The sequence below is a fragment of the Ruegeria sp. YTSA135 genome (genome assembly GCF_059610165.1).
Window position 1 is genome coordinate 40565 of the sequence record NZ_JBXWNC010000011.1, and the last position, 26126, is coordinate 66690.

Sequence of the window (26126 nt, forward strand, 5' to 3'; positions counted from 1 at the left end):
TGCCGGAAAACGCGTTTGAATCAAGCCCGAGCGCACAGCTATGTGATATTTTGGTCCATCGCGCCTCAGCGACGACCGACCTGTCGACAGATCAAAATCACTGGTAAAAGCCCCACCGCCATAATGACCAGAGACGGCACGGCCGCGCCTTCCAACCGCTCATCCGAGGCAAGCCGATAGGCCTGAACGGCCAAAGTATCAAAGTTGAATGGCCGCATAATCAGCGTAGCAGGAAGTTCCTTCATCACGTCAACAAAGACGATTAGCAGCGCAGTCAGAAGCGACGGCGTCAGTATCGGCAGATGAACCCGGCGAAGCGTACCCAGCGGCGTTTGCCCCAATGATCGTGCGGCCGCGTCCATGTTGGCGTGAACTGTGCTCTGCCCGCCTTCATAAGCACTCAGCGCGGCAGCCATAAAACGCACCATGTAAGCTGCAATCAGCAACCAGATTGAACCCGTCAACAGCAATCCGGTCGAGATATCAAAGGTTTGCCGCATCCATGAATCCAAGGCGTTATCGAGGCTGGCAAAAGGCACCAACAGACCCACCGCGATCACGCCGCCTGGCACCGCATACCCCAACCGTGCCAGATATCCTGCGGTTGCAGATCCCCGTCCGGGGCGCAAACGCTGAAAAAAGCCCACACAGATCGCGGCACTTACAGTGATCACCGCGGCGGTTCCGGCAAGCGTCAGCGAGTTCTGGATAAACCCGATATAGCGGCGCGAGAGTAGGTTCTGCTCTGACTCCAATCCCATTTCTGCCAGAATGAAAACCGGCAGTAAAAAGCCCAGCAACACTGGGACAGCGCAGAGGCTGATTGCCATACCTGATTTCCACCCCGTCAATTGCGCAACCGGCAGCGAGGCGTGACTTTTACCGGCCTGATAGTATTTCGCCCTACCGCGCTGCGTTCTTTCGATCACGGCCAGAGTTAACGCAAAACCCAACAGGCACAAAGCCAACTGCGCAGCAGCGGCGCGGTCCCCCATCGAAAACCAACTGGTGTAGATACCGGTGGCAAAAGTCTGTACGCCGAAATAAGCCACTGTGCCGAAATCCGCGATGGTTTCCATGATCGCCAACAATACGCCGCCAGCAATTGCCGGGCGCGCCATCGGGAGCGACACAGTCCAGAATGCCTGCAACGGGTTTTTTCCAAGTGCGCGGGCGGCGAGGAATGCGCTGGCGCTTTGCTGCAAAAAGGCTGCGCGGGCCAGCAAATAGACATAAGGATAAAGGACCAGGATCAGCATCAAAGCCGCACCCTCGGTCGAGCGGATCTCGGGGAACCAATAGTCCCTTGGCCCCCAACCGGTCACGTCACGCAGGGTGGACTGAACGATGCCGGGATGATCCAGCACAAACGTATAGGCGTAGGCCAGCACATAGGCTGGAAAAGCAAGCGGCAGCACAAGGGCGATCTCAAAGAAACGAACGCCGGGAAACCGGGTCATCGTGACAAGCCACGCTGCGCCCACACCGATAGCCAAGGTGCCGACGGCCACCAGCACGACCAAGATCAAGGTCGTCATCACATAGCGGGGCAATACGGTATCGAACAGGTGCGAAATCGTGTCTGTTCCACCGGTAACTGCGGCCAGAACGACCGCCACCATCGGCAACAGGCACGCAGCTGCAACCAGATAAGCCGCAGCCGCCAGAAACCGCGTGCCTGAAATGCCGCGATGACGCGGTCTTTGTTCTAAAGATTCGATGTCGGCCATGGTTCCGATCGTGACAGGCAAACGCAGAATGCCTGCCTTTATTCGACCAAAACGCTCGGAATAGCCAGTGGTTGAGCGAGAAAACTGCGCCACAAATGGACGCAGCCTATGCTTGACTCATTCGTAAACGCGCTGATCCTCGATCACCAATCCGTCTTTGGGTAAAGTTCCGGGGGCCACGACCTCAATCGCGCCTTTCAGCTTCAGAACCTCAACCACGGATTTCACGTAGGCTGCATCATCTCCGCCAGAGCTTTCGATCTGAACGGTCATGGCGTCCATTTCACCCTGCCGCGTTGCGATGACGCGGGCCTTTACGATCTCTGCGTGTTTGTCGACCAATGCAGCCACTTGCTCAGGCCGTACGAACATGCCCTTGATCTTGGTGGTCTGGTCAGCCCGACCCATCCATCCCTTGATCCGCATATTCGTACGTCCACACGGAGATTGACCCGGCATGATCGCAGACAAGTCGCCGGTTGCAAAGCGGATCAGTGGATAGTCGGGATTCAACGAGGTCACGACAACTTCGCCCACCTCCCCTTCGGCCACGGGGGTACCGGTTCCGGGGGTGACAATCTCGACAATAACGTGTTCGTCGATGATCATCCCTTCCATCGCGGGGCTTTCATAGGCGATATTGCCCAGATCGGCGGTTGCGTAACATTGAAGGCATGAGATTCCCCGGTCAGCATACTCCTGTCGCAATGACGGGAATAGCGCCCCACCACCGACAACCGCCGAAGTGAAATTCAGCAAAACACCCATCTCATCGGCCTTGTCCAGAATGACCTTCAGGTAATCCGGCGTGCCAGCATACGCGGTGCAGCCCACATCGCGCGCGGCCGTGACCTGCAATTCGGTCTGGCCCGTGCCAGCGGGCAGCACTGCGGCCCCCACCGCGCGCGCACCGCTTTCAAAGATCATGCCTGCCGGCGTCAGGTGATAACCGAAACAGTTATGAACAATATCGCCCGGACCAACCCCAGCCGCATGCAAAAAGCGCCCCATACGCCACCAGTCGGGATCGATGCTGCCCGGCTCATAGATCGGGCCAGGGGATTGGAACACATGATGAAAATGCCGCGCTGGCTTGACCGTGAACCCCCCGAACGGAGGACGCGTCGCCTGGGCCTGTGCCAGATCCGCTTTACGCAGAACCGGCAGTTTTACAAGATCTGCAATTTCGGAAACCTGGCCAATATCCGCCCCGGCAAGATGCGCCTCGAAGCCCGGTGCGGACTGCACCCGCTGCAGCTGAACCTTCAGAGCCTTCGCCTGATCTGACGCCCGTTGATCAGCGGAGCGGGTCTCGAGCGCATCGTAGAAAGTGGTCATGGTTTGATCCTCCATCCGCTTACAGCCATCTCTTGCGGCGGCGATACGAACGCACATCCCGGAAGCTTTTGCGCCCCTCGTCAGACATGCCCAGATAGAATTCCTTTACATCCGCATTCTCGCGCAGATCAGCAGCCGGCCCATCCATGACCACGCGGCCCGATTCCAGGATATAGCCGTAATGCGCGAACCTGAGGGCGACGTTGGTATTCTGTTCGGCCAACAGAAACGAAACGCCCTCTTTCTCGTTCAAATCCTTAACGATACCGAAGATTTCTTCGACAAGCTGCGGGGCAAGCCCCATCGAGGGCTCGTCAAGCAGGATCGTCTCGGGTCGCGACATCAAGGCGCGGCCCATTGCAACCATCTGCTGTTCACCGCCCGAGGTATATCCCGCCTGTGACCGGCGACGCTCCTTCAGGCGTGGGAAATACGTATAAACAAGTTCAAGGTCCTGCTGGATTGCAGCCTTACCATCTTTGCGGGTATAGGCGCCGGTCAACAGGTTTTCTTCAACCGTCAGATGCTCAAAGCAGTGGCGGCCTTCCATAACCTGGATAACGCCCTTCTCAACAAGGTCAGCGGGGTCGCTTTCATGCACACTGGTCCCGCGATACTTGATCGAGCCTTTTGTCACTTCGCCGCGTTCCGACTGCAGCAAGTTTGACACAGCCTTGAGCGTCGTCGTCTTGCCCGCTCCGTTGCCACCCAGCAGCGCAGTGATACCACCTTTGGGAACGGTCAGGCTGACCCCTTTGAGCACAAGGATAACGTGGTTGTAGATCACCTCGATATTATTGACTTCAAGCAGAGTTTCCGCCTGAACTTCGGTGGTTTGAGCCGCATCCAGCATCTGCGCATATCCTCAAGCGAGTGTGGGGTGCGGGGCGGCGCTGTCCGCCGCCCCGGTGTTCAAAAGCGCCGTATCAGCAGCGCGGTTCGATGTTGTTTTCCGATGCGTAGTTACCGGAATCTTCGGCAATCAGCGGACCGATAACGTCGCTGTCGGTCGGCTTGAACTCGGAAATCATGCTCCAGGTTTTGCTGGCCGCATCCCATTGCGTCACGCCAACCAGCGCATCCCCGCCATGGTTTTCACAGCTGACCGAAAAGGCCGGGCCAAAGTTTGGCAGCCCCAATTCAGACATCCGTGCTTCGGTGATTTCCAAGGCCTCCATTCCGTCACGCATGTCGGCGGCGGTGATGTCTGCGTTACCCGAGATCTCTTGCGCTTTCCTGGCAGCTTCCGCCGCCAACATCGCAGCATAGATGCCACGGTTGTACAGCACCGAACCCACCTGGTCCCCGGCACCGGCCGCTTTGCCTGAGTCGACCACGTATTTCTGCAGGTCGTCATAAAGCGGATAGTCCGAACCGACGTTGTGGAAAGTCAGAGCCTTGTAACCGTTTGCCGCCTCTCCCGCTGGCAACACGTCATTTTCAGAACCGGACCACCAGATTCCGATGAAGTTTTCCATCGGGTACCGGATGTTTGCGGCTTCCTGCACCGCAACCTGGTTCATCACACCCCAACCCCACATCAGGACAAAGTCGGGACGGTCACGACGGATTTGCAACCACTGTGACTTCTGTTCCTGACCCGGATGGTCAACTGGCAGAGCAACAAGCTCAAACCCATGCTTCTTGGAAAGTTCCTCGAGCGTGCGGATCGGTTCTTTGCCGTAGGCCGAGTTGTGATAGATCAACGCGATTTTCTTACCGCTCAGGTCACCGCCATTTTCCTCAAGCAAATAGTTGATCGCGCCCGACGCACCATCCCAGTAGTTTGCTGGATAGTTGAAGGTGTGGCTGAACACACTTCCGTTTTTCGCAGAGGTGCGGCCATAACCCATCGTGTGCATGGGAATACCGTCAGCGGTAGTTTTTGGGATCAGCTGATAGGTGATACCAGTCGACAGCGGCTGGTACAGCAGCGCCCCTTCGCCCTTTGTGGATTCGTAGCATTCCACACCTTTTTCGGTGTTATATCCGGTTTCGCATTCCACGACCCGAATAGGTACGCCACCGATACCACCGTCACGCTCGTTCAAAAGCGTGAAGTAGTCCGCGTAACCATCGGCAAACGGAATGCCGCTTGCTGCATATGGTCCTGTGCGATAGCTGAGCGACGGGAACACAAGGTCTGCCATGACCGGGCCTGCCGCCAGTGCGGCGCCCAGCGCCACGGTTGCCAGTTTCAATTTCATCGGGTGTATCCTCCCTTGATTGGTCCGATGTTTATGGTCGGGCTTTGCACCCGTTATCTGATTGGGCCGCACCTAGTGCGGGAACGGCCAGAGTCTGAGTTTTTCTTTTGCCAGGCGCCAGAGTTGCGCCAGACCATGCGGTTCAAGGATTAGGAACATGATGATCAGCGCACCCACGATCACCAACTGAAGATGCGCCACGATGTCGGTGGGCCATCCCAGCCAATCAGCCCCAACAACCTTGAGCACCACGGGCAAGGTTACCAGAAACGCAGCCCCAGCGAACGAGCCGAAAATAGAGCCTAATCCGCCTATAATGATCATAAAGAGGACAAGGAACGACTTCTGGATGCCAAACACCTCTCCGACCTCGACGGCCCCAAGGTAAACCGAGAAGAACAACGCGCCAGAGATGCCAACGAAGAACGAGCTGACAGCAAAAGCAGTGAGTTTAGCCTTCAACGGGTTCACCCCGATGATTTCGGCCGCGATATCCATATCGCGGATCGCCATCCAGGTGCGCCCCGTTGTGCCTCGCGTCAGGTTACGCGCGATAATGGCGCAAATGGTCAGAAAGATCAGGCAGAACAGATAGGTTGCCCAGGCCGAAGCATTTGGACCAGTGATGATGATGCCGAAAACGTCCCGCTCAGGCGCGTTAATCTGGCCCGAGGCCGAATAGTTGTAAAACCACGGAACCCGATTGAACAACCATACCAGGAAAAACTGCGCTGCCAGCGTGGCCACCGCCAGATAGAACCCTTTGATCCGCAAACTCGGCAGGCCGAACAGAACGCCGACGATTGCGGTAATCCCACCCGCAAGGATCACATGAATGAACATGCTTACATCCGGGAAGGCGGTCATCAGCTTGTAGCAGGCATAAGCGCCCACAGCCATGAAACCACCAGTACCCAGCGAGACCTGTCCGCAATACCCCACAAGGATATTCAGACCGATTGCAGCAATCGCATAGATCAGGAATGGCAACAGCAGCGCATTGGCAAGGTAGTCATTCATCACAAAGGGGATGATCCCAAAAGCTACGGCAAGGACGACATAATATCGATACCGGTCAAACTTGATCGGAAAGGTCTGGTTGTCATCAATGTAGGAGGTTTTGAAATCCCCGGCCTCACGGTAGAACATACTTTACTTCTCCCACTCTTGCTGCGCCCGGTTGCGCGCTTCGGCATCCAGTTGGTTCGAACCTTTGGCGTATCCGCTCGCCTCGGAGCTGCGCACCAGTTTCATGTAGGCCAGTACCCCGGTCACCAGTCCCGCAAAGGCGAGAATCGCGGCCACGACCAGTTGGCTGTCGGTCAGATCGTCCGAGGTGAGTGCGATGTAGCCAAAGGCCCAGAAGCCCGCCCACGCAACCACGTTGATGATGGCGATCAATTTCTGCACGGCTAGACCCTCTCAATGATCTTCTCGCCAAACAGACCCTGCGGCCGGAATACGAGGAAGATCAGAGCCAGCACATAGGCAAACCAGTTCTCGGTCGCGCCGCCCACCAGCGGGCCCACGGCGAACTCGAACAGCTTCTCGCCCACACCGATGATCAGCCCGCCGACGATGGCGCCGGGGATTGAGGTGAAGCCGCCCAGCATCAGCACTGGCAGCGCCTTGAGCGCGATCAGCGACAGCGAAAACTGCACGCCCGACTTGGTGCCCCACATAATCCCGGCGACAAGCGCCACGAACCCGGCCACCGACCAAACCATGATCCAGATGAAGTTCAGCGAGATACCGACCGACAGCGCCGCTTGGTGGTCATCTGCCACGGCGCGCATAGCCCGGCCCTGTTTGGTATACTGGCTGAACGCCACCAAGCCCGCCACCAGAAGGGCGGCGATCACCGTGGCGACAATGTCCAGATTGTCGATAAAGAAACCATAACCAAAGATGTTGAAGGTAGCCTCATCAATCGACAGGTTGATGCCTTGTGGCAGGCCGACATCCAGTGTCTTGATCTCGGACCCCCACATGAGGTCGGCCACGCCTTCAAGGAAATAGGCCAGACCAATGGTGGCCATGAACAGGATGATCGGCTCTTGCCCGACCAAGTGCCGCATGACAAAGCGCTGAACAGCCCAAGCCAGAAACACCATGACGGCCATTGTAAGCAGAATCGCCAGCAGTGCAGGCACATTCCAGCCAAAATAGTGGATATGCGTGCCAAAGGTCGCGTTTATCAGATGCGCAAAAGGTACCTGACCGTTCATGATCCCGACCAGTGTCATCGCAGCAAACAGAGCCATGACCCCTTGGGCATAGTTAAAAATCCCCGAGGCTTTGTAGATCAGCACAAAACCCAGCGCGACCAGGGCATACAGCACCCCCGCCATCAGGCCGTTGAGGATGACCTCCATCGCGAATACGAGTTGTTCAGGCATCTGCGCCTCTCCTCATGTCTGTCTGATGTTCAGTCATGGCTGACCCCGAGATAGGCGTCGATGACGTCTTGGTTGCTGCGCACCTCGTCCGGGGTGCCGTCGCCGATCTTCTTGCCGTAATCCATCACCACGACGCGATCGCTCAGGTCCATGACCACGCCCATATCGTGTTCGATCAATGCGATGGTGGTGCCAAATTCATCGTTCACGTCGAGGATAAAGCGGCTCATATCCTCTTTCTCTTCGACGTTCATGCCGGCCATCGGCTCATCCAGCAGCAGCAGCTTGGGTTCTGCCGCCAAGGCACGGGCCAATTCGACGCGTTTCTTCAACCCGTAAGGCAGGCGCGACACCGGCGTCTTCCGGATGTGCTGGATTTCCAGAAAATCGATGATCTTTTCCACAGCCTCGCGGTTTTCCACCTCTTCCGCCTCGGCCTTGCCCTTCCACACCGCCTGCTGAAGGATGTTCGTCTTCATGTAGTTCAACCGCCCGGTCATGACGTTATCCAACACGCTCATACCTTCGAACAGAGCGATGTTCTGAAACGTCCGTGCAATCCCCTGGCGCGCAACCTCATAAGGCCGCATCGGCGGGCGCTTGGATCCATGGAACCAGACCTCGCCTTCCTGCGGGACGTAGAACCCCGAGATCACGTTCAGCATTGAAGATTTGCCCGCGCCGTTCGGCCCGATGATCGCGCGAATTTCACCCTCGCGAATGTCGAACGAGATGTCCTTGATCGCCACCACACCGCCAAATCTCAGGGTGATGTTCTTCATCTCCATCACCACGCCGCCGATCTTGCGGCCGTCTTCGGTGACATATCCTTCGGTATTATCAAGCATCTGTCACTCCTTCGTATTCGCAAAAACGGGACGGCGGGCGGGGCGATGACCGCAGGTCAAGCGGCGCACGACCGGCCCTCATTCCGCCGCCACCTTGTGCTGGCCAACCGGAACAACCGGTGCATCGACGATCTGAAGTGTCGCGCTGATCGAACCCTTGCGACCGTCCTCATAGGTCACTTCGGTCGTTGTCGAAATGGTCTGGGACCCATCATAAAGCGCGTCGATAATGTCCTGGAATTTGGCCTCAACGAACCCGCGGCGCACTTTTCGCGTGCGGGTCATTTCACCGTCATCCGCATCCAGTTCCTTGTGCAGCACCACGAAGCGATGCACCTGGCAGCCCGACAACATCTCATCTGCAGCGACTGACTTGTTCACCTCTTCCACATGGTTGCGAATTGTCTCTAACACACGGGTATGACCTGCTAATTCCTGGTAGGAGGCATAGGCGACGTTATTCCGTTCGGCCCAGTTTCCTACCGCTGTCAGGTCGATATTGATAAAGGCAACGCAGTAATCCCGGTTATTGCCGAATACGACGACTTCAAGAATATCGGGATAAAACTTGAGCTTGTTCTCGACGTATTTCGGCGCGAACATCGATCCGTCAGCCATTTTGCCGACATCCTTAGCGCGGTCGATGATGCGCAGATGCCCTGTGTCTTCCTCGATAAATCCAGCATCGCCTGTGGCCACCCAGCCTTCGGCATCCTTGGTTGACGCTGTCGAGTCGGGGTTCTTGAAATACTCGACGAACACTCCGGGCGAGCGGTAGTAGATTTCGCCGTTTTCATCGATCTTCAGTTCAACGTCCGGTGCAGGAACACCAACCGTGTCCGCACGCACTTCGCCATCTGGCTGCACGGTGATAAATACGGTGGCCTCGGTCTGACCATAAAGCTGCTTCAGGTTGATACCCAGCGAGCGATAGAAATCGAAAATCTCGGGTCCGATCGCCTCGCCCGCGGTATAGCCAACCCGGAAACGACCATAGCCCAACGTATCTTTGAGCGGGCCGTAAACCAGCAGGTTGCCCAGCGCGTATTTCATTCGGTCGCCAAAACCCACAGGTTTACCGTCCAGAAGCAACCCACCGACTTTTTTGGCATGGGCCATGAAATAGTGGAACATGCGCTGCTTCAGCTTGCCGGCGTCCTCCATCCGGATCATCACGTTGGTCAGCTGCGTTTCGAACACGCGCGGCGGAGCAAAGAAATAGGTCGGCCCGATTTCGCGAAGGTCGGTTATCATCGTGTCGGCGCTTTCGGGACAGTTCACACAGAAGCCGCACCAATAGGCCTGACCGATCGAGAAAATGAAATCACCCACCCACGCCATCGGTAGGTAGGACAGGATATCCTCATTGCGGGTCAGGTGGTCGAACTCCGCCGAGTTCTTGGCGCTTTCAATAACGTTTCTGTTCGACAGCACAACGCCCTTGGGTTTACCCGTGGTGCCGGACGTATAAAGCATCACGCAGGTGTCGTCATAGGTGATGTCGGCAATGCGCTTATCCAGTTCCGAATCGAACCGCTGATGCCCTGCGCGACCCTCAGCCATGATGTCGTCCAGCGCGTTCATCTGGGAATGGTCATACTTCCGCATTCCGCGTTTGTCGGTATAGAGAATCTGATTGACCTGATGTAGGTTCTCCTGGATCTCGATGACCTTGTCGACCTGCTCCTGATCGCCGCAGACCACGTATTTTGCGCCGCAATGCTCCATCACATAGGCCATCTCTTCAGCCACGGCATCCTGATATAGCGGAACAGGAACCGCGCCGACCATCTGTGCGGCCACCATTGACCAATAGTGCGCGGGTCGATTGCGGCCGATCACGGCGATGTGGTCACCTTTTTCAACGCCAAGCTCCAGCAAGCCCAGCGCCAGGGCGCGCACCTCGGTGGCGGTTTCCGCCCAGGTCCAGCACTGCCAGATTCCGAATTCTTTTTCCCGATAGGCCGGGGCATCCCCGAACTGCGTCGCATTGCGGTGTAGCAGCGCAGGAAGGGAAACTATCCCTTCAGCGCCCGACTGCGTTTGAGCCAATCTTTCTCTCCTCCCAATCCGGCCTCTCCTCTGGCCAGAAACGGCGGACCCGAGGAAGCCCCCGGACGCCGACGCCCCGATTAAGGAACGCCTGCACGATCAGCGTCAACTATTTCCTGATGTTTTCTCAATTCTTACGAATTGTAACAGGGGTGGACACCATGTTTTTGTTACAAGAAACCTTGTTTAGCTTGCGTAGATTTCTAAGCATCCATGATTTGATAGAAGATGCGTTTTGAATTGAAACCGTTGACGACACGAGAAAAGTCCTCAGTCAAACGAGCTTTGGCGCTGAAGACTAAATTTTTCTACTACTGCGTGCTCATTCGCCTTTAAAATTAATATATTAGTGTCCAAATTTTTGAATTCATTCTCGGCGATCATATCACGGGTCGCTTTTTTTAATCCGTTTTCCTGCACAGAACTCGACTGATTCTTTCTGAAGAACTTCCAACACCTAGTTCATGTCGGAAAATCCAGTTCTTTTCCCTCACAACCAGTCTCGTAAAATCGGAATCAGCGGAACATCCGCCGCGGGCATAGGGTAATTGCGCAGGTCATTTGCTCGCACCCATTTCAAAGCCTGACCCTCTTTCGACTGCGGGATGCCGTCCCATTTGCGGCAGGCAAACAGCGGCATCAGCAGGTGGAAATTATCATAACTGTGGCTCGCAAACGTCAGCGGGGCGAGGCAGGAAGCCCAGGTGTCGATCCCCAATTCCTCGTGCAATTCGCGGATCAGGGCGGCCTCGGGGGTTTCGCCGGGTTCGATTTTGCCGCCGGGGAACTCCCACAGGCCAGCCATGGATTTGCCCTCAGGACGCTGCGCCAGCAGCACCCGCCCCTCTATGTCGATCAGGGCAACAGCAGACACTAATACAGTTTTCACGACCGGTAATCCGCGTTGATCTCAATGTAGCCGTGGGTCAAATCGCAGGTCCAAACCGTGGCACTGCCATCACCCAACCCCAGATCGACCGAGATCACCAGATCCTGGCCTTTCATGTAAGCAGCGGCGTCTTCCTCGCGATACTCCGGGCTGACCCAGCCCTTTTCGGCCACAAGTATATCCCCGAAACGAATGCTCAGCAGGTCGCGATCCGCGGCGGCACCGGATTTACCGACGGCCATGACAACACGACCCCAGTTCGGGTCTTCGCCAGCGATGGCGGTTTTCACCAGCGGCGAGTTTGCAATGGCAAGACCGTGTACCTTTGCATCCGCGTCCGAAGCCGCCCCGGTTACGCGAATTTCTACGAATTTCGTGGCCCCCTCACCGTCACGCACCACTTGCTGCGCGAGATCCAGCATCACGCGTTCCAGCGCGTCGGCGAACGCCGAATTCCCGGTTGCGTCCACGCCAGATGCGCCGGTTGCGCACAACAGCAACGTATCCGAAGTCGAGGTGTCACTGTCGACCGTGATACAGTTGAAGGTGCGATCAGTCTGCGCCGACAGCATCGCCTGCAACGCCGATTGGTCGACCTGCGCATCGGTGAAGATGTAGACCAACATGGTCGCCATGTCCGGCGCAATCATACCGGAACCCTTCGCAATCCCGGCAATAGAGACTGTTTTGCCTTCGATCTCGACCTGCGCCGATGCTCCTTTCGGAAACGTATCCGTCGTCATGATGGCCCGCGCGGCATCCTCGATCGCGTGGCGGTTGAGGCCTGTTGTCAACGCGTCAAGCTGCGTCACAATACGCTCATGCGGCAAGGGTTCACCGATCACTCCGGTCGAGGAGGTAAAGACTCGCTCGACCGGGACGCCGGTTGCCTTAGACACGGCGTGCGTCAAATCCGCGACCGAACTTTGACCGTGATGCCCGGTAAAGGCATTGGCATTGCCCGAATTCACCAAGATCGCCGCTGGACCGTCACTGGCTCCACCAATCTTTGCCTGACAGTCCAGAACCGGGGCCGCACGGGTCTTGGATCGCGTAAATACCCCGGCCACCGAGGTTCCGGGGTCCAACACCGCAAGCATAACGTCAGTGCGCCCCTGATAGCGCACGCCCGCTTCAACAGTCGCAAAGCGCACCCCGTCAATCGCGGGCAAATCGGGAAATGCCGCCGGTGCCAGCGGGGAAACCTTAGTGATCGTCGCCACGAGGGTTACTCCTGAATCAGTTCGATTTGGCGCATCACCTCGGGGCCGGCCCCCTCAAGCGCGGGGCGCTCGATCTCGGCTGCTTGGGTCAGGTCGTCGATCTGGGCCTGGATCACGCCCTGTTGCAAAGTCTGGGCCAGTTCTGCGCGCACCTGATCCAACTCAGGCGCCTCGGTTTTGCGCTTGTCGTTCAATGTGACCACGTGCCAGCCAAATTGGGTTTGCACAGGCGCAGACACCTGACCTTTTTCCAGCGCAATCACTGCGGCCTCAAACTCAGGCACCATCTGACCGGGTCCAAACCAGCCCAATTCCCCGCCGTTTGGCCCGGACGGGCCAGTGGAATGTTCTTTGGCCAATTCAGCGAAATCGGCCCCACCATCCAGTTGTTCCTTAAGCTCGTTGGCCTTTTCTTCGGTTTCGAGAAGGATATGGCTGGCATTGAATTCGTCCGCGCCCTCAAAATCCGCGTATTTCGCGTCATACGCTTCTTGGATCGCCTCATCGGTCAGGTTTTCTTCGATAAGCGCATTCACAGTTTGCACTGCGCGTAATGAGCGCGCCTCGTTTTCCAGCGCCAAAGTGTTCAGCCTAGTCAACTTTTCCTGCTGCTGGCCCAGCAATTGCTGCTGAATAAGCTGGTCGATGATCAGTTCATACAGCACGTCATCCTCGATCTGCTGATATTGCTCAGGCAGAACGGCAGCAGTCGCGATGACGTGACCCAACGTGATCTCATCACCATTTACACGCGCGATCACGGTGCTTGCGTCAGGTTTTGTTTCAGCGGCCAGCGGCAGGGCCATCACGGCAGCAAGCGCCACCGAGGGCAGAAAAGTGAGGCGTTTGGGCATGGAATCATCCTATTTCTTGGCCGCGACAGGGCACAGCGTTGACACTCTGGAACCTGCCGCTTACATCGCTTTGAAGCCTTGGACAGGGCCGCCTTTCACCCCCCGTATCTATGGGTTGCGCGCAAGGTGGGCAAGCCTGTCGCAACCAAGACAAGAACTGATCCGCTGGAGTGAACATGCTGGGACTCGGAACGCTCGCCAAAAAGGTGTTCGGAACACCGAATGACCGAAAGATCAAGGCGACCCGCCCGCTGATCGAAAAGATTAACGCGCTGGAGCCCGAGTTCGAGAAACTGTCAGATGACGACCTGAAGGAAAAGACCGAAGAGCTGCGCCAGCGCGCGCTGGACGGTGAAAGCTTGGATGATCTGCTGCCAGAAGCCTTTGCCAACGTCCGCGAAGGCGCCAAGCGCGCGCTGGGTTTGCGGGCTTTTGACGTGCAGCTGATGGGCGGTGCGTTTCTGCATCAGGGTAATATCTCGGAAATGAAAACGGGTGAGGGCAAGACACTGGTCGCCACCTTCCCCGCCTACCTTAACGCGCTGACTGGCAAGGGCGTGCATGTGGTCACGGTGAACGAATACCTGGCCAAGCGCGACTCGGAATGGATGGGCAAGGTTTTTGCTGCTGTCGGTATGACCACCGGCGTGATCTGGTCGGGCCAGCCCGATGCCGAGAAAAAGGCCGCCTACGCCTGTGACATTACCTATGCCACGAATAATGAGCTGGGTTTTGACTACCTGCGCGACAACATGAAGGCGGATCTGGCCGAGATTTACCAGAAATACCATAACTTCGCGATCGTGGACGAAGTTGATTCGATCCTGATCGATGAGGCGCGGACGCCGCTGATCATCTCAGGTCCGTCGCAGGATCGCTCGGACCTGTATACCGCAATTGATGGCCTGATCCCGTCGCTCAGCGATGATCACTTCACCCTGGATGAGAAGTCCCGCAACGTGACCTTCACGGATGAGGGTAATGAGTTTCTGGAAGAACAACTGATTGCCGCCGGACTGATCCCGGAAGGGCACTCGCTGTACGATCCCGAAAGCACGACGGTCGTGCACCACGTCAACCAGGGTCTGCGCGCGCACAAGCTGTTCACGCGTGACAAGGATTACATCGTTCGCGATGGCAACGTGGTTCTGATCGACGAATTCACTGGCCGAATGATGCCAGGTCGCCGCCTGTCCGAAGGTCTGCACCAGGCCATCGAAGCCAAGGAAGGCGTGGCGATCCAGCCGGAAAACGTGACACTGGCCAGCGTGACGTTCCAGAATTACTTCCGCCTATATGACAAGCTGGGCGGCATGACCGGCACGGCGCTGACCGAGGCAGAGGAATTTCAGGAAATCTATGGTCTGGGCGTGGTCGAGGTGCCGACCAATAAACCGATTGCGCGCGCGGACGAAGACGATCAGGTTTATCGCACCGCTGCCGAGAAATACGCCGCGATGATTGCGGAAACCAAAGAGGCGCAAGCCAATGGCCAGCCTGTCCTGCTTGGCACCACTTCGATCGAAAAATCCGAGTTGCTGAGCCAGATGCTGCAAAAAGAAGGCATCGCACACAATGTCCTGAACGCCCGCCAGCATGAGCAAGAGGCGCAAATCGTCGCCGATGCGGGTCGCCTTGGGGCGGTCACGATTGCCACCAACATGGCAGGGCGCGGTACCGACATTCAGTTGGGCGGCAATGTCGAAATGAAGGTTCTGCAGGCGCTGGCCGAAAACCCCGAAGCCGATCCGGCTGAACTGCGCGCCGCGGAAGAGGCCCGTCACGCCGAAGAAAAAGAAAAGGTTCTGGCCGCCGGCGGCCTTTACGTGATGGCCTCTGAACGCCACGAAAGCCGCAGGATCGACAATCAGTTGCGGGGCCGTTCGGGTCGCCAGGGTGATCCGGGTCGGACAGCCTTCTACCTCAGCCTCGAAGACGATCTGATGCGTATCTTCGGTTCGGAACGGCTCGATAAGGTGCTGACCACGCTGGGCATGAAAGAAGGCGAGGCGATCGTCCACCCTTGGGTGAACAAGTCGCTGGAACGCGCGCAATCCAAGGTCGAAGGCCGTAACTTCGACATGCGTAAGAACGTTCTGAAATTCGACGACGTGATGAACGACCAGCGAAAGGTCGTGTTCAGCCAGCGGCGCGAGATCATGTCTTCGGATGACCTGTCCGAGATCGTCTCGGACATGCGTGAACAAGTGATCGACGATCTGATCGACGAGTACATGCCTCCGAAATCCTATGCCGACCAATGGGACACTGACGGTCTGCACGAGGCGATCAAAGACAAGCTGTCCATCGATGCCCCGGTTCAGGATTGGGCCGCCGAAGAGGGCGTGGATGACGAACAGGTGCGCGAGCGCCTTGTCAAAGCCGCCGACGAGATGATGGCGCAAAAGGCCGTGGCCTTTGGTCCCGAGAACATGCGTAACATCGAAAAGCAGGTCTTGCTGCAGACCATCGACGGCAAATGGCGCGAACATCTGCTGACGCTTGAACATCTGCGTTCGGTCGTTGGGTTCCGCGGCTATGCCCAGCGCGATCCGCTTAACGAATACAAGAATGAAAGCTTCCAGCTTTTCGAAAGCATGCTGGATTCCTTGCGGGAAACTGTAACTCAGCAATTGTCTCGCGTGCGCCCTCTTACAGAAGAAGAGCAGCGCGAGATGCTGACCCAGATGGCGGCACAACAGGCGCAGGCCCAGAAAGCTGTTGATCAGGCAGCCGACAAGGCTGAAGCCGTGGCTGAGGCCAAGGCCTCGGGTGATGCGCGGCCCGGCTTTGTCGAAGATGACCCTTCAACCTGGGGCAACCCATCGCGCAACGATCCATGCCCCTGTGGATCGGGTAAGAAATTCAAACATTGCCACGGGCGACTGACCTGACATTCAAACATTCGCGACACATTGAGTCCCCCTCACGGCCACATATTGGCCGTGATTGGGTATCAACATGCGACTCGCTCCTTCAACTGGGGAGGGTGTTTTGTTTGTAATAAAGAATTACGTGACGACCGGCGGCACTGTCGTTTGTGCGCTGGCTATCGGTTACCTGATGCAGAATGGACTTCCTGCGTGGTCTGATCACGCGCAGGGTTCCGATCTCGTTGCCACCGATCAGAACGCGGATATTTCCGGGCTGGAGGGTATAGTGCTGACCTCCTCAACCCCCGCTTATGGAACACACACCCATACCACTTCTTTACCACGGACGCTGCAACCCAATCGGTCGACCCCCTCGGACCGTGTCGATTGCAGCGTCAGCGCCCGGGCGTATGCCGTACCTGGCGCAGCCGCGCAGTTGAGCGTCAAGGCGCCCTGCCACGGCAATCAGCGAGTCGAAGTGCATCATAGCGGTTTGACGGTAACTCAGCTGACAGACGAACAAGGCGCGCTATCCCTGACGGTTCCGGCCTTGTCGGAATACGCGATTTTCCTGATCTCATTTGAGGATCAGAAAGGAACCGTAGCGACCACGCATGTGCCGGACATCGGTCAGTACTCGCGTGTTGCCGTGCAATGGCAGGGCGAGTCCGACTTACAAATACATGCGTTGGAATTCGGTGCGAGCTATGGCGATGTCGGTCATGTGTCATCGGACGCTGATGCGCAGGGCGCAGGAAATGTCGTACATATGGCTCAGCCCGCGTTTGCCGATGCCCGCAACGTCGAAATTTATTCCTTTCCTGCAGCGCAGACAAACCGCTCCGGTTCGATAGAATTGACGGTTGAGGTCGAAGTTACTTCGGAAAATTGCGGCAGAGATTTGAATATTCAACTGCTGGACTTACGGGACGGTCAAGGCCTGCAGTCACGCGATCTGGTGCTGAATTTCCCGGACTGTTCCAGAACTGGTGAGTTTCTGGTGTTGAATAATTTGTTCCAAAACCTGACAATTGCGGCAAACTAAATCCGCAGGCAGGCTTGAACTTCAGATGACATTTCTTCGTGTGGTGGCAGCCGCACTTTTTTCGGCGACAATCACCACAGCCGTTCACGCTCAGGACATTGCGCTGATGTCGCATGACGGCAAAATCGAGGTGGCCGGCACCCTGCTGGGCTTTGACGGGGAATTCTATCGCATCGACACCCAGTTCGGAGAGCTTACAGTCGATGGGTCCGGGGTTACATGCGATGGTCCCGCCTGCCCGAGTCTTACAGATTTCGTGGCCGAATTGCGGTTTTCAGGGTCATCGGTCATGGCAGAGAAAGTTATGCCAGCCCTGCTGATAGGATTTGCAGATCAGGAAAGCTTGACGTTAACACTTGGTCACTCTGCCGCGGGTACCTTTAAATACGAACTGCACCGGACTGGGCGCGATGCACCACTTGGACGTTTTGTTTTCGATGTCGGGAATACAGGTAAGGGCTTTTCTGATTTTACGGCGAACAAGGCAGATATCGTTATGGCGTTACGCGAAATGCGCCCCGCCGAACAAAAAGCAGCCGAGCAGGCCGGACTGGGTAATCTGACCCGAACACGTCGGTCGCGTGTTGTGGCGTTAAACGCTTTGGTGCCTATCGTCGCGTCTGACAACCCCTTGCCCCATATATCGCCCGCAGATCTGGCGCTGGTGCTGTCTGGCGCCATTGACAATTGGTCTGCTCTGGGTGGCCCAGACGTGCCGATTGCGCTGCACCTGCCTGATGCCCTGTCGGGCCTGGCTCAGGGTATAGAGGATTATTTACTGCCGACTGCAAATGGAGGGCTGTCCGAACGGGCCGTGCAGCATGATCGCAGCAGTGATCTGGTTCTTGCTGTTGCCGACGACCCGTTTGCCCTTGGTATTGCCAGCCAGGCCGACTCCGATCCAGCACGCGCGTTGCCTTTGACCGGTGGATGCGGCCATGTCCTGAGGGCCACGCGGCAGGCAATAAAGACCGAAGATTACCCACTGACATTTCCCATGTTTCTATACCTGCCCGAGCGCCGCTTGCCCCGAATCGCGCGACAATTTTTGGCCTATACGCAAAGCTCCGATGCCCAAATGGCGATCCGTAGGGCGGGGTTTGTGGATCAAGCCCCTGAAATGTTGGGCATCGGGCTGCAAGGGGATCGACTGGCCAATGCGGTGGCATCCGGCGGTTCTGAGGTCGGGCTGGAAGAGTTGCAGCGTATGATCAACACTCTCAGACCGATGTCCCGTCTATCCCTTTCTTTCCGGTTCGAAGCCGGTTCTTCCCGTCCCGATGCGCAATCGCGATCGAATATCCAACAACTTGCGCAGCTGCTCGAAGCCGGAACGCTGGACGTACAACAACTGGTCTTCGTCGGCTTCAGCGACGGAGACGGTGCGGCAGCCGCAAACAAAAAAATCGCGTTGCTGCGCGCAAAAACAGTGCGCAATGCGGTACTTTCAGCGGTAGAAACCGCGATCCCCGAGCGCATGAGTCTTGAGGTCGACGCCTTTGGAGAGGCGATGCCAATGGCTTGCGACGACACAAGTTGGGGCCGCAAGGTCAACCGCCGGGTCGAGGTCTGGGTAAGATAGATGGAATGGTTACCGCCATCCCTTGACGGCCTCGCCATGTGCCAGGGTCGTGGCACTTACAGCTAAAGTTTGGAGAGGACGGCGACATGAAAGACATGATGATTGGGGTCGATCTGGCGAAAACTGTTTTTCAAGTACATTGAGCTCTGAAGACGGGGCAGGTGCAGTTTCGCAAAAAGCTTAAGCGAAAGCAGTTCGTCGCGTTCATGGCAAGTCAAGAACCCTGCCTGGTCGTATTCGAGGCTTGCTGTGGCGCACATTATTGGGTGCGTGAAATGGAAGCCCTTGGGCATGAGGCCAAGCTTATTGCGCCACAATATGTCCGCCCCTTCGTAAAAGCGCCAGAAGAATGACGCCGCCGATGCCGAGGCGATAGTCATCGCGGCTCCACAGCCCGAGATGCGCTTTGCGCCCACAAAGACAGTTGAACAGCAATCCTGCGCGGCAGTGTTCCGTGGCCGGGAGCGATTGGCCCATCAAAGAACTGAAGACGTGAACGCCTTATGAGCACTCCTGTATGAGCATGGCCACGTCTTCCCTGTGGGGATATGTTCCTTGCGTCATATGGCGGCGTTGTTGGAGGATGAAACCGCAGGTCTGCCAACATTGATCCGAGAGGAGTCCAAAGATCTGCTGGCGCAAATTGCCTAGAAAACAGTTCGTATCATCGAAAGGAACAAGAAACTCTCAACTCTGGCTTCCCATTCGGAGCGAGCTCGTCGCCTCCAAACCATGCCTGGTGTTGGCCCGATCACGGCTACTGCGATGGAGGCATTCGGGCCAGACATTTCACAGTTCAAGACAGGGCGTGATTTCGCAGCTTGGTTGGGACTTGTGCCCAAGCAGCACTCGTCTGGAGGTAAGGAACGCTTGGGACGTTTGACCAAGGCAGGCCAGTCAGATATCCGACGTCTTCTGATCATTGGTGCAATGTCGCGACTGAATTGGCTTGGAATGCGTTCGGTTACTGAGGGTAGCTGGCTATCACGTATGTTGGCGCGCAAGCCCAAGATGCTGGTCGCGATCGCGCTGGCAAACAAAATGGCCCGGCAGATCTGGGCGATGCTCACGAAACACGAAGGCTAAAAGGACCGATACCACGTGGGTGTAAGAAGGCGATGACATGAATGGGCGCAACGATCGAACAGATCTGGATCAGGAAAACCAGTTAATCGCTGCGAGCAAAAAGCTCGAAAGTTAGATTTGGACCAGATCCGCTGATCACAGTCCCGGCCTGCGGCTTCTGGATATGCCGCAAAAAAAAGGCGTTACAGAACTTCGCACTCGATCACGCATCTTCAGAGTCAAAAACTCCTTGCACTTGGGGCGGCAACCACAGAAGCGATTACAGATACCCCTGCGAGCGAAAGCTCAGCTCGGTCGATTTGCCGATTATCAGATGGTCGTGCAACGTTAGCCCCAGCGCGAGGCAGGCGTCCTGTATCCGGTTGGTCATGTCGATATCCGACTGCGACGGCGTCGGATCGCCCGACGGGTGATTGTGTACGAGAATAAGTGCCGAGGCATTAAGCTCAAGCGCACGTTTTGCCACCTCGCGCGGATAGACCGGGACGTGATCAACGGTGCCTTTGGCTTGCTCCTCATCCGCGATTAACACGTTCTTGCGATCCAGATAGAAGACGCGGAACTGCTCGGTCTCGCGATGGGCCATCGTCGTGTGGCAATAGTCCAGCAGCGCATCCCAACCCGATATCACATGCCGCTGCATCACCCTTGCACGGGCCATGCGATGGGCGCAGGCTTCGAGAATTTTCAGATCAGTGATCACCGTATCACCGACACCCTTGATCTGGCGCAGCCGTTCTTCCGGCGCAGTCAGAACACGGTTGAAGTCGCCAAACGTGTCCATCAAAGCCCGTGCCAGCGGTTTTACATCCTGCCGGGGGATAGATCGAAACAACACAAGCTCTAGCAGCTCGTAATCCGGCATCGCGGCAGACCCGCCGGACATGAACCTTTCGCGCAGGCGTTTGCGGTGGTCTTTGATGTATGACGGCAACCGTCCAGAAGGCAGCGGCGCCACCGGGGCTTCGTCGCTTTCGAACAATGAGGGGGCTTCGGCGAAGGCGTCCTTTGTCATGCGCTAAGATTGGCGCAGAATCAGTTTCTGAAAGGTTAACGCGTCTTACCTTTACTGCGCGCCACTTCAAGCCTTTATCAGTGCATGGTCATGATCGGGACTTCCCGTTGGGAAGTTTTCACAGAAAACAACGATCAAGCTCTGTTGAAGGCGCTGTTACCCTGAGTTCGAAACAAGTCTGAGCCAATCCACAGGGATCGGCTCAGCCAATTTATCTTAGGGGTACGATACTAACCCTTCATACCGTCCCAGAAAGACTTCACGGACGAAAAAAAGCTTTTTGATTCCGGGTGATTATCTTCACCCAGATCATCGAACTCTTTCAGAAGTTCTTTCTGACGGCTGGTCAGGTTGACCGGGGTTTCCACGGCCAGTTCTATGAACATATCACCAACGCCACCACCGCGAAGGGCAGGCATGCCCTTGCCGCGAAGCCGCATTTGACGGCCCGATTGGCTACCGGCCGGGATCTGTACGCGACCGCGCCCGCCGTCGATCGTGGGAACCTCAATCGAACCGCCCAGCGCGGCCTTGGCCATGCTGACCGGCACACGACAATAGAGGTTCACGCTATCGCGTTCGAACAGCTTGTGATCGGACACTTCGACAAAGATGTACAAATCACCCGGAGGGCCGCCGCGCATGCCGGCTTCACCCTCACCCGCCAAACGGATGCGGGTTCCTGTTTCGACACCGGCGGGAATATTGACAGACAGAGCGCGTTCTTTTTCCACGCGGCCCGCGCCACCACAGGCCTTACAAGGATTCTTGATGATCTGACCCAGCCCGGAACAGGTCGGGCAGGTACGTTCCACGGTGAAGAAACCCTGTTGCGCGCGGACTTTGCCCATACCCGAACAGGTCGGACAGGTGGTTGGTTCCACCCCGCCTTCTGCCCCCGTGCCTTCACAGGCCGAACAGGCCACGGCAGCAGGAACGCTGATGGTTTTCTGAAGGCCCGAGAACGCCTCTTCCAGCGTTACGCGCAGGTTATAGCGCAGGTCGGACCCGCGTGCAGCACGTCGGCCGCCGCCGCCGCCACGCTGGCCGCCCATAAAATCACCAAAAAGGTCATCGAACACATCCGAAAAGGCGCTTGAGAAATCGCCCTGACCGAATCCACCGCCGGGACGCGCGCCAGCGCCGCCCATGCCGTTTTCAAACGCAGCATGACCAAACCGGTCATATGCAGCCTTTTTTTCAGCATCGCGTAACACGTCATAGGCTTCGTTCGCTTCTTTAAACTGCGCCTCGGCATCCGGGTTGTCTGTGTTACGGTCGGGATGCAGCTCTTTCGCTTTTCTGCGAAAACCTTTTTTGATCTCGTCCGCCGATGCGCCCTTGGATACGCCGAGCACATCGTAGTAGTCGCGTTTTGACATCAGTGTTTCCTTCTGCCTCAACGTAATCGGGCCGGCCCGGCATCCGGACCGGCCCGCATTGGCCCGGTTACCAGTTAGTTACGCTTGTCGTCGTCAAGATCTTCGAACTCGGCATCGACGATATCGTCATCACCCGCCTGAGCAGCATCTGCCGCCGCAGGCTCATCTTCGGCCTCTTCGGACTGCGCCTTGTAAATGGCCTCACCCAGTTTCATCGCGGCTTCGGTGACATTCTGGATACCGGACTTGATCTTGTCGGCATTGTCGGTTTCCAGCTCATCCTTCAGCGCGGCAATGGCCAGCTCAATGGCTTCGATGGTGGTCGGGTCGACCTTGTCGGCATGCTCTTCCATCGACTTTTCGGTCGAGTGGATGAGGCTTTCCGCCTGATTCTTGGCGTCGACCAGCTCGCGGCGCTCCTTGTCGGCTTCCGCATTCTCTTCGGCGTCCTTGACCATCTTTTCGATGTCCTCGTCGGACAGACCGCCCGAGGCCTGGATGGTGATCTTTTGCTCTTTGCCGGTGCCTTTGTCCTTGGCCGAAACCGAGACAATGCCGTTGGCGTCGATATCGAAGGTCACCTCGATCTGAGGCATGCCGCGCGGTGCAGGCGGAATGTCTTCAAGGTTGAACTGACCAAGGATCTTGTTGTCCGACGCCATTTCACGCTCACCCTGGAACACGCGGATGGTCACGGCGTTCTGGTTGTCCTCGGCGGTCGAGAAGACCTGAGACTTCTTCGTTGGGATCGTGGTGTTGCGGTCGATCAGACGGGTGAATACGCCACCCAGAGTTTCGATGCCCAGCGACAGCGGGGTCACGTCCAGCAAAACCACGTCTTTGACGTCGCCCTGCAGAACACCGGCCTGAATGGCAGCGCCCATGGCGACCACTTCATCCGGGTTTACACCCTTGTGCGGCTCTTTACCGAAGAACTTGGTAACCTCTTCGATCACTTTCGGCATCCGGGTCATACCACCGACCAGAACAACCTCGTCCACATCGCCCGCGGACAGGCCCGCGTCTTTCAGAGCGGCCTGGCAAGGCTTCATCGACTTCTTGATCAAGTCGCCAACCAGCGATTCCAGCTTGGCGCGGGTCAGTTTCATGACCATGTGCAGCGGCTGGCCGTTCGAACCCATCGAGATAAACGGCTGGTTGATCTCGGTTTGTGAGGTCGACGACAGCTCGATCTTGGCTTTCTCAGCGGCTTCTTTCAGGCGCTGCAAGGCCATCTTGTCCTGCGACAGGTCGACACCGTGTTCCTTTTTGAACTCATCCGCCAGATAGTTGACGATGCGCATGTCAAAGTCTTCACCACCCAGGAAGGTGTCGCCATTGGTCGATTTGACCTCGAACAGACCATCGTCGATTTCAAGGATGGTCACGTCGAAAGTACCGCCACCAAGGTCATAGACCGCGATGGTGTGCGTCTCTTCCTTGTCCAGACCATAGGCCAGCGCGGCTGCTGTCGGCTCGTTGATGATCCGCAGCACTTCCAGTCCGGCGATTTTACCGGCGTCTTTGGTGGCCTGACGCTGCGCGTCGTTGAAGTATGCGGGAACCGTGATAACGGCCTGCGTGACTTCCTCACCCAGATAGCTCTCGGCAGTTTCCTTCATCTTGCCCAGAGTGAAGGCCGAGATCTGGCTTGGGGAGTACTTTTCACCGCGGGCTTCCACCCACGCGTCGCCATTGCCGCCATCAACGATGGCGTAGGGTACCATTTTCTTGTCTTTTTCGACTTCCGCATCATCCACGCGACGACCGATCAGACGTTTGACGCCAAAGATCGTGTTGTCCGGGTTGGTGACCGCCTGACGTTTTGCAGGCTGACCGACCAGTCGCTCATCTTCGGTAAAAGCGACGATCGAGGGCGTGGTCCGCGCACCTTCTGCGTTTTCGATGACCTTCGGCTGCGAGCCGTCCATGATAGCCACGCACGAGTTCGTGGTTCCAAGGTCAATCCCGATTACTTTTCCCATGTGTTCAATCCCTTTCTCTTCAAGGCGATGTCCGAGGTCCGGACCCGTTATGGCACCCGGCCCCATCTGTTTTGCACTGTGGCTCTACACCATTGCGCGTCCCGGCGTATATAAGGGCGGGACGAATGGCCTGCAAGCATTGTAAAACGCAGGTTTTCGGGAATCTGTGGCCTTTTTCGGCAAGGTTTTGGCAAGGATTGGGGAATCTTGGATGGCACGGCTGCGTGTGCGCGGATTTGATATCAGAAAAGCGTGGCTGGACGGACCAGCGCAAACGCGGATGATTGAATGCTTACGCCCGGTTCTGAAATCTGCGCCGCTGTTCCGGCCAGTAACGCCCTCGGGCAAGGATATGTCAGTGCGCATGACTTCGGCCGGGTCGCTGGGTTGGGTCACCGACAAGGCGGGTTATAGATACCAGTCACAACACCCCAAAGGCACGGTCTGGCCCGCAATTCCGGATCAGATCATGGATATCTGGCGTCAACTCGGCAGCCCAGACCGCGACCCTGATTGCTGCCTGATCAACTATTATGGCGAAGGCGCCCGCATGGGGCTGCATCAGGATAAGGACGAGGCTGATTTTTCGTGGCCGGTCCTGTCGATCTCATTGGGCGATGATGCCCTGTTTCGTATTGGGAATCCGACGAGGGGCGGCAGGACCGAGTCGATCTGGCTGAACTCGGGCGATGTGGTGATAATGGGCGGCCCGGCCCGTTTGACGTATCACGGCATAGACCGCATTCGTTTCGGCTCATCAAAGCTGCTGCCCAAGGGTGGGCGCATCAACCTGACCCTGCGTGTTGCCCGTTAACGTCGTGCATCCCAGCTTTGCGACACGTGCTGCCGAGTGAAGAATATCCCCAGCAAACCAATCAAGAGAAGGGCCAAGCCGACCCAAAGCGCATATTCCCAGCTTGTGTTACGCGGAAAATAGTTGCGAAAAACAAAGCCGCGGCACTGGTCGATGATGTGAAACAGCGGGTTCCAGGCAAACATGGCCAACGTGGCCCCGCCCAGCGCGTTGGCCACAAACATCTTGCCAGAAAAGATCATGTTCATTCGCCGGTAGACATTGGATAGGATGGAAACCGTGGTGGGGAACCACGGCCGCAACGCCATGAAAACCACTCCGGCCGCGCAACCGGTGAACCAGGCCATGATTAGCATGGCAAAGGCACCGCCGGGGTCCTGAAGCTCAATCGGTGAAACTGCTACGCTGTATAGGAAGAGGATCACGATAATCGTCATCAGCTGGGTGTAAAGCATCCCGAAGGCAGTCGCCAGCAGCATCACCATCATGTTCATTGGCGAATGCAGCATCATCGGGTTGTTACCGGTATTCAGAGCAGCAATGGAGCTGATGGATTTAATATGGGTAATGAACAGGAACACACCAGACAGCAGGAATAAAATGAACTCCCCCCGGATTTTTGCGATACGAGGACCCATGAAAGACATGATCAGGTAGAACACGGCAACCAGGGCCAGAACCTGAATGATATTGATGATAATGGCCAGAACGGCGTTGTGATGCTGCGATCGCACACTGCGCACAACAGCGTGGAAGATTAGTTCAGCCGTTGTGAACGCACTGCCCAGTAATGTACGGTTTCGC

At 56.7% G+C, this 26126-nt stretch carries 20 protein-coding genes and 1 pseudogene; 5 read left to right on the forward strand and 16 right to left on the reverse strand.

Annotated elements, in window-relative coordinates; genetic code table 11:
- Positions 1 to 65: 65 nt before the first annotated feature.
- The 12 genes from AC2FIT_RS14875 to AC2FIT_RS14930 all read right to left on the reverse strand — a co-directional run bounded on the left by AC2FIT_RS14875 (position 66) and on the right by AC2FIT_RS14930 (position 13540).
- Complete coding sequence (locus AC2FIT_RS14875) at positions 66 to 1730, reverse strand: ABC transporter permease (RefSeq protein ID WP_496830886.1); 1665 nt, start codon at positions 1728 to 1730, stop codon at positions 66 to 68.
- Between the two features lie 117 nt (positions 1731 to 1847).
- On the reverse strand, positions 1848 to 3068 hold the full coding sequence (locus AC2FIT_RS14880) for a phenylacetate--CoA ligase family protein (protein WP_496830726.1): 1221 nt from the start codon (positions 3066 to 3068) through the stop codon (positions 1848 to 1850).
- 19 nt (positions 3069 to 3087) lie between these two features.
- Positions 3088 to 3921, reverse strand: coding sequence for an ABC transporter ATP-binding protein (locus AC2FIT_RS14885; RefSeq protein ID WP_496830728.1), 834 nt, complete (start codon positions 3919 to 3921; stop codon positions 3088 to 3090).
- A 73-nt stretch (positions 3922 to 3994) separates the two neighbouring features.
- The gene (locus tag AC2FIT_RS14890) at positions 3995 to 5275 is read right to left on the reverse strand and encodes an ABC transporter substrate-binding protein (RefSeq protein ID WP_496830730.1); all 1281 of its coding nucleotides are present in this window, start codon (positions 5273 to 5275) and stop codon (positions 3995 to 3997) included.
- A gap of 72 nt (positions 5276 to 5347) precedes the next feature.
- Positions 5348 to 6424 carry a branched-chain amino acid ABC transporter permease gene (locus AC2FIT_RS14895; protein WP_496830732.1) on the reverse strand — a complete coding sequence of 359 codons (1077 nt, stop codon included), beginning with the start codon at positions 6422 to 6424 and terminating at the stop codon, positions 5348 to 5350.
- Positions 6425 to 6427: 3 nt separating this feature from the next.
- Positions 6428 to 6685 (reverse strand): hypothetical protein, encoded by a 258-nt coding sequence (locus tag AC2FIT_RS14900; RefSeq protein WP_068339714.1) that lies wholly within the window; start codon positions 6683 to 6685, stop codon positions 6428 to 6430.
- A 2-nt stretch (positions 6686 to 6687) separates the two neighbouring features.
- Positions 6688 to 7674 (reverse strand): branched-chain amino acid ABC transporter permease, encoded by a 987-nt coding sequence (locus tag AC2FIT_RS14905; RefSeq protein ID WP_068339716.1) that lies wholly within the window; start codon positions 7672 to 7674, stop codon positions 6688 to 6690.
- A gap of 29 nt (positions 7675 to 7703) precedes the next feature.
- Complete coding sequence (locus tag AC2FIT_RS14910) at positions 7704 to 8522, reverse strand: ABC transporter ATP-binding protein (protein WP_068339720.1); 819 nt, start codon at positions 8520 to 8522, stop codon at positions 7704 to 7706.
- 78 nt (positions 8523 to 8600) lie between these two features.
- The gene (locus AC2FIT_RS14915; RefSeq protein WP_496830735.1) at positions 8601 to 10574 is read right to left on the reverse strand and encodes an AMP-binding protein; all 1974 of its coding nucleotides are present in this window, start codon (positions 10572 to 10574) and stop codon (positions 8601 to 8603) included.
- A 490-nt stretch (positions 10575 to 11064) separates the two neighbouring features.
- Positions 11065 to 11463 carry an 8-oxo-dGTP diphosphatase MutT gene (gene mutT, locus AC2FIT_RS14920; protein WP_496830737.1) on the reverse strand — a complete coding sequence of 133 codons (399 nt, stop codon included), beginning with the start codon at positions 11461 to 11463 and terminating at the stop codon, positions 11065 to 11067.
- Positions 11460 to 12686 (reverse strand): bifunctional glutamate N-acetyltransferase/amino-acid acetyltransferase ArgJ, encoded by a 1227-nt coding sequence (gene argJ, locus AC2FIT_RS14925; RefSeq protein ID WP_496830739.1) that lies wholly within the window; start codon positions 12684 to 12686, stop codon positions 11460 to 11462. Before argJ ends, mutT begins: the two co-directional genes overlap by 4 nt.
- 5 nt (positions 12687 to 12691) lie before the next feature.
- Complete coding sequence (locus AC2FIT_RS14930; protein ID WP_496830741.1) at positions 12692 to 13540, reverse strand: peptidylprolyl isomerase; 849 nt, start codon at positions 13538 to 13540, stop codon at positions 12692 to 12694.
- Between the two features lie 176 nt (positions 13541 to 13716).
- Between AC2FIT_RS14930 and secA the strand changes: the two genes are divergently transcribed.
- The 4 genes and pseudogenes from secA (at position 13717) to AC2FIT_RS14950 (ending at position 20126) form a co-directional block, all read left to right on the forward strand.
- Positions 13717 to 16434 carry a preprotein translocase subunit SecA gene (gene secA, locus AC2FIT_RS14935; protein WP_496830743.1) on the forward strand — a complete coding sequence of 906 codons (2718 nt, stop codon included), beginning with the start codon at positions 13717 to 13719 and terminating at the stop codon, positions 16432 to 16434.
- A gap of 100 nt (positions 16435 to 16534) precedes the next feature.
- Positions 16535 to 17458 carry a hypothetical protein gene (locus AC2FIT_RS14940; RefSeq protein ID WP_496830745.1) on the forward strand — a complete coding sequence of 308 codons (924 nt, stop codon included), beginning with the start codon at positions 16535 to 16537 and terminating at the stop codon, positions 17456 to 17458.
- 25 nt (positions 17459 to 17483) lie between these two features.
- Positions 17484 to 19040 (forward strand): phosphate ABC transporter substrate-binding/OmpA family protein, encoded by a 1557-nt coding sequence (locus AC2FIT_RS14945; protein ID WP_496830747.1) that lies wholly within the window; start codon positions 17484 to 17486, stop codon positions 19038 to 19040.
- 146 nt (positions 19041 to 19186) lie between these two features.
- Positions 19187 to 20126: pseudogene (locus tag AC2FIT_RS14950) on the forward strand (IS110 family RNA-guided transposase).
- A 259-nt stretch (positions 20127 to 20385) separates the two neighbouring features.
- Here AC2FIT_RS14950 and radC read toward each other — a convergent pair.
- The 3 genes from radC to dnaK all read right to left on the reverse strand — a co-directional run bounded on the left by radC (position 20386) and on the right by dnaK (position 24508).
- A complete protein-coding gene (gene radC / locus AC2FIT_RS14955; RefSeq protein WP_068339746.1) occupies positions 20386 to 21141 on the reverse strand; it encodes a RadC family protein in 756 nt (251 codons plus the stop codon).
- Between the two features lie 230 nt (positions 21142 to 21371).
- The gene (dnaJ, locus tag AC2FIT_RS14960; protein WP_496830749.1) at positions 21372 to 22523 is read right to left on the reverse strand and encodes a molecular chaperone DnaJ; all 1152 of its coding nucleotides are present in this window, start codon (positions 22521 to 22523) and stop codon (positions 21372 to 21374) included.
- A 74-nt stretch (positions 22524 to 22597) separates the two neighbouring features.
- The gene (gene dnaK, locus AC2FIT_RS14965; RefSeq protein WP_496830751.1) at positions 22598 to 24508 is read right to left on the reverse strand and encodes a molecular chaperone DnaK; all 1911 of its coding nucleotides are present in this window, start codon (positions 24506 to 24508) and stop codon (positions 22598 to 22600) included.
- A gap of 211 nt (positions 24509 to 24719) precedes the next feature.
- Here dnaK and AC2FIT_RS14970 point away from each other — a divergent pair, with 211 nt between their 5' ends.
- On the forward strand, positions 24720 to 25322 hold the full coding sequence (locus tag AC2FIT_RS14970) for an alpha-ketoglutarate-dependent dioxygenase AlkB family protein (RefSeq protein ID WP_496830753.1): 603 nt from the start codon (positions 24720 to 24722) through the stop codon (positions 25320 to 25322).
- Here AC2FIT_RS14970 and AC2FIT_RS14975 read toward each other — a convergent pair.
- Positions 25319 to 26056 carry an ABC transporter permease gene (locus AC2FIT_RS14975; RefSeq protein WP_420865723.1) on the reverse strand — a complete coding sequence of 246 codons (738 nt, stop codon included), beginning with the start codon at positions 26054 to 26056 and terminating at the stop codon, positions 25319 to 25321. The genes AC2FIT_RS14970 and AC2FIT_RS14975 overlap by 4 nt on opposite strands.
- Positions 26057 to 26126: the final 70 nt, after the last annotated feature.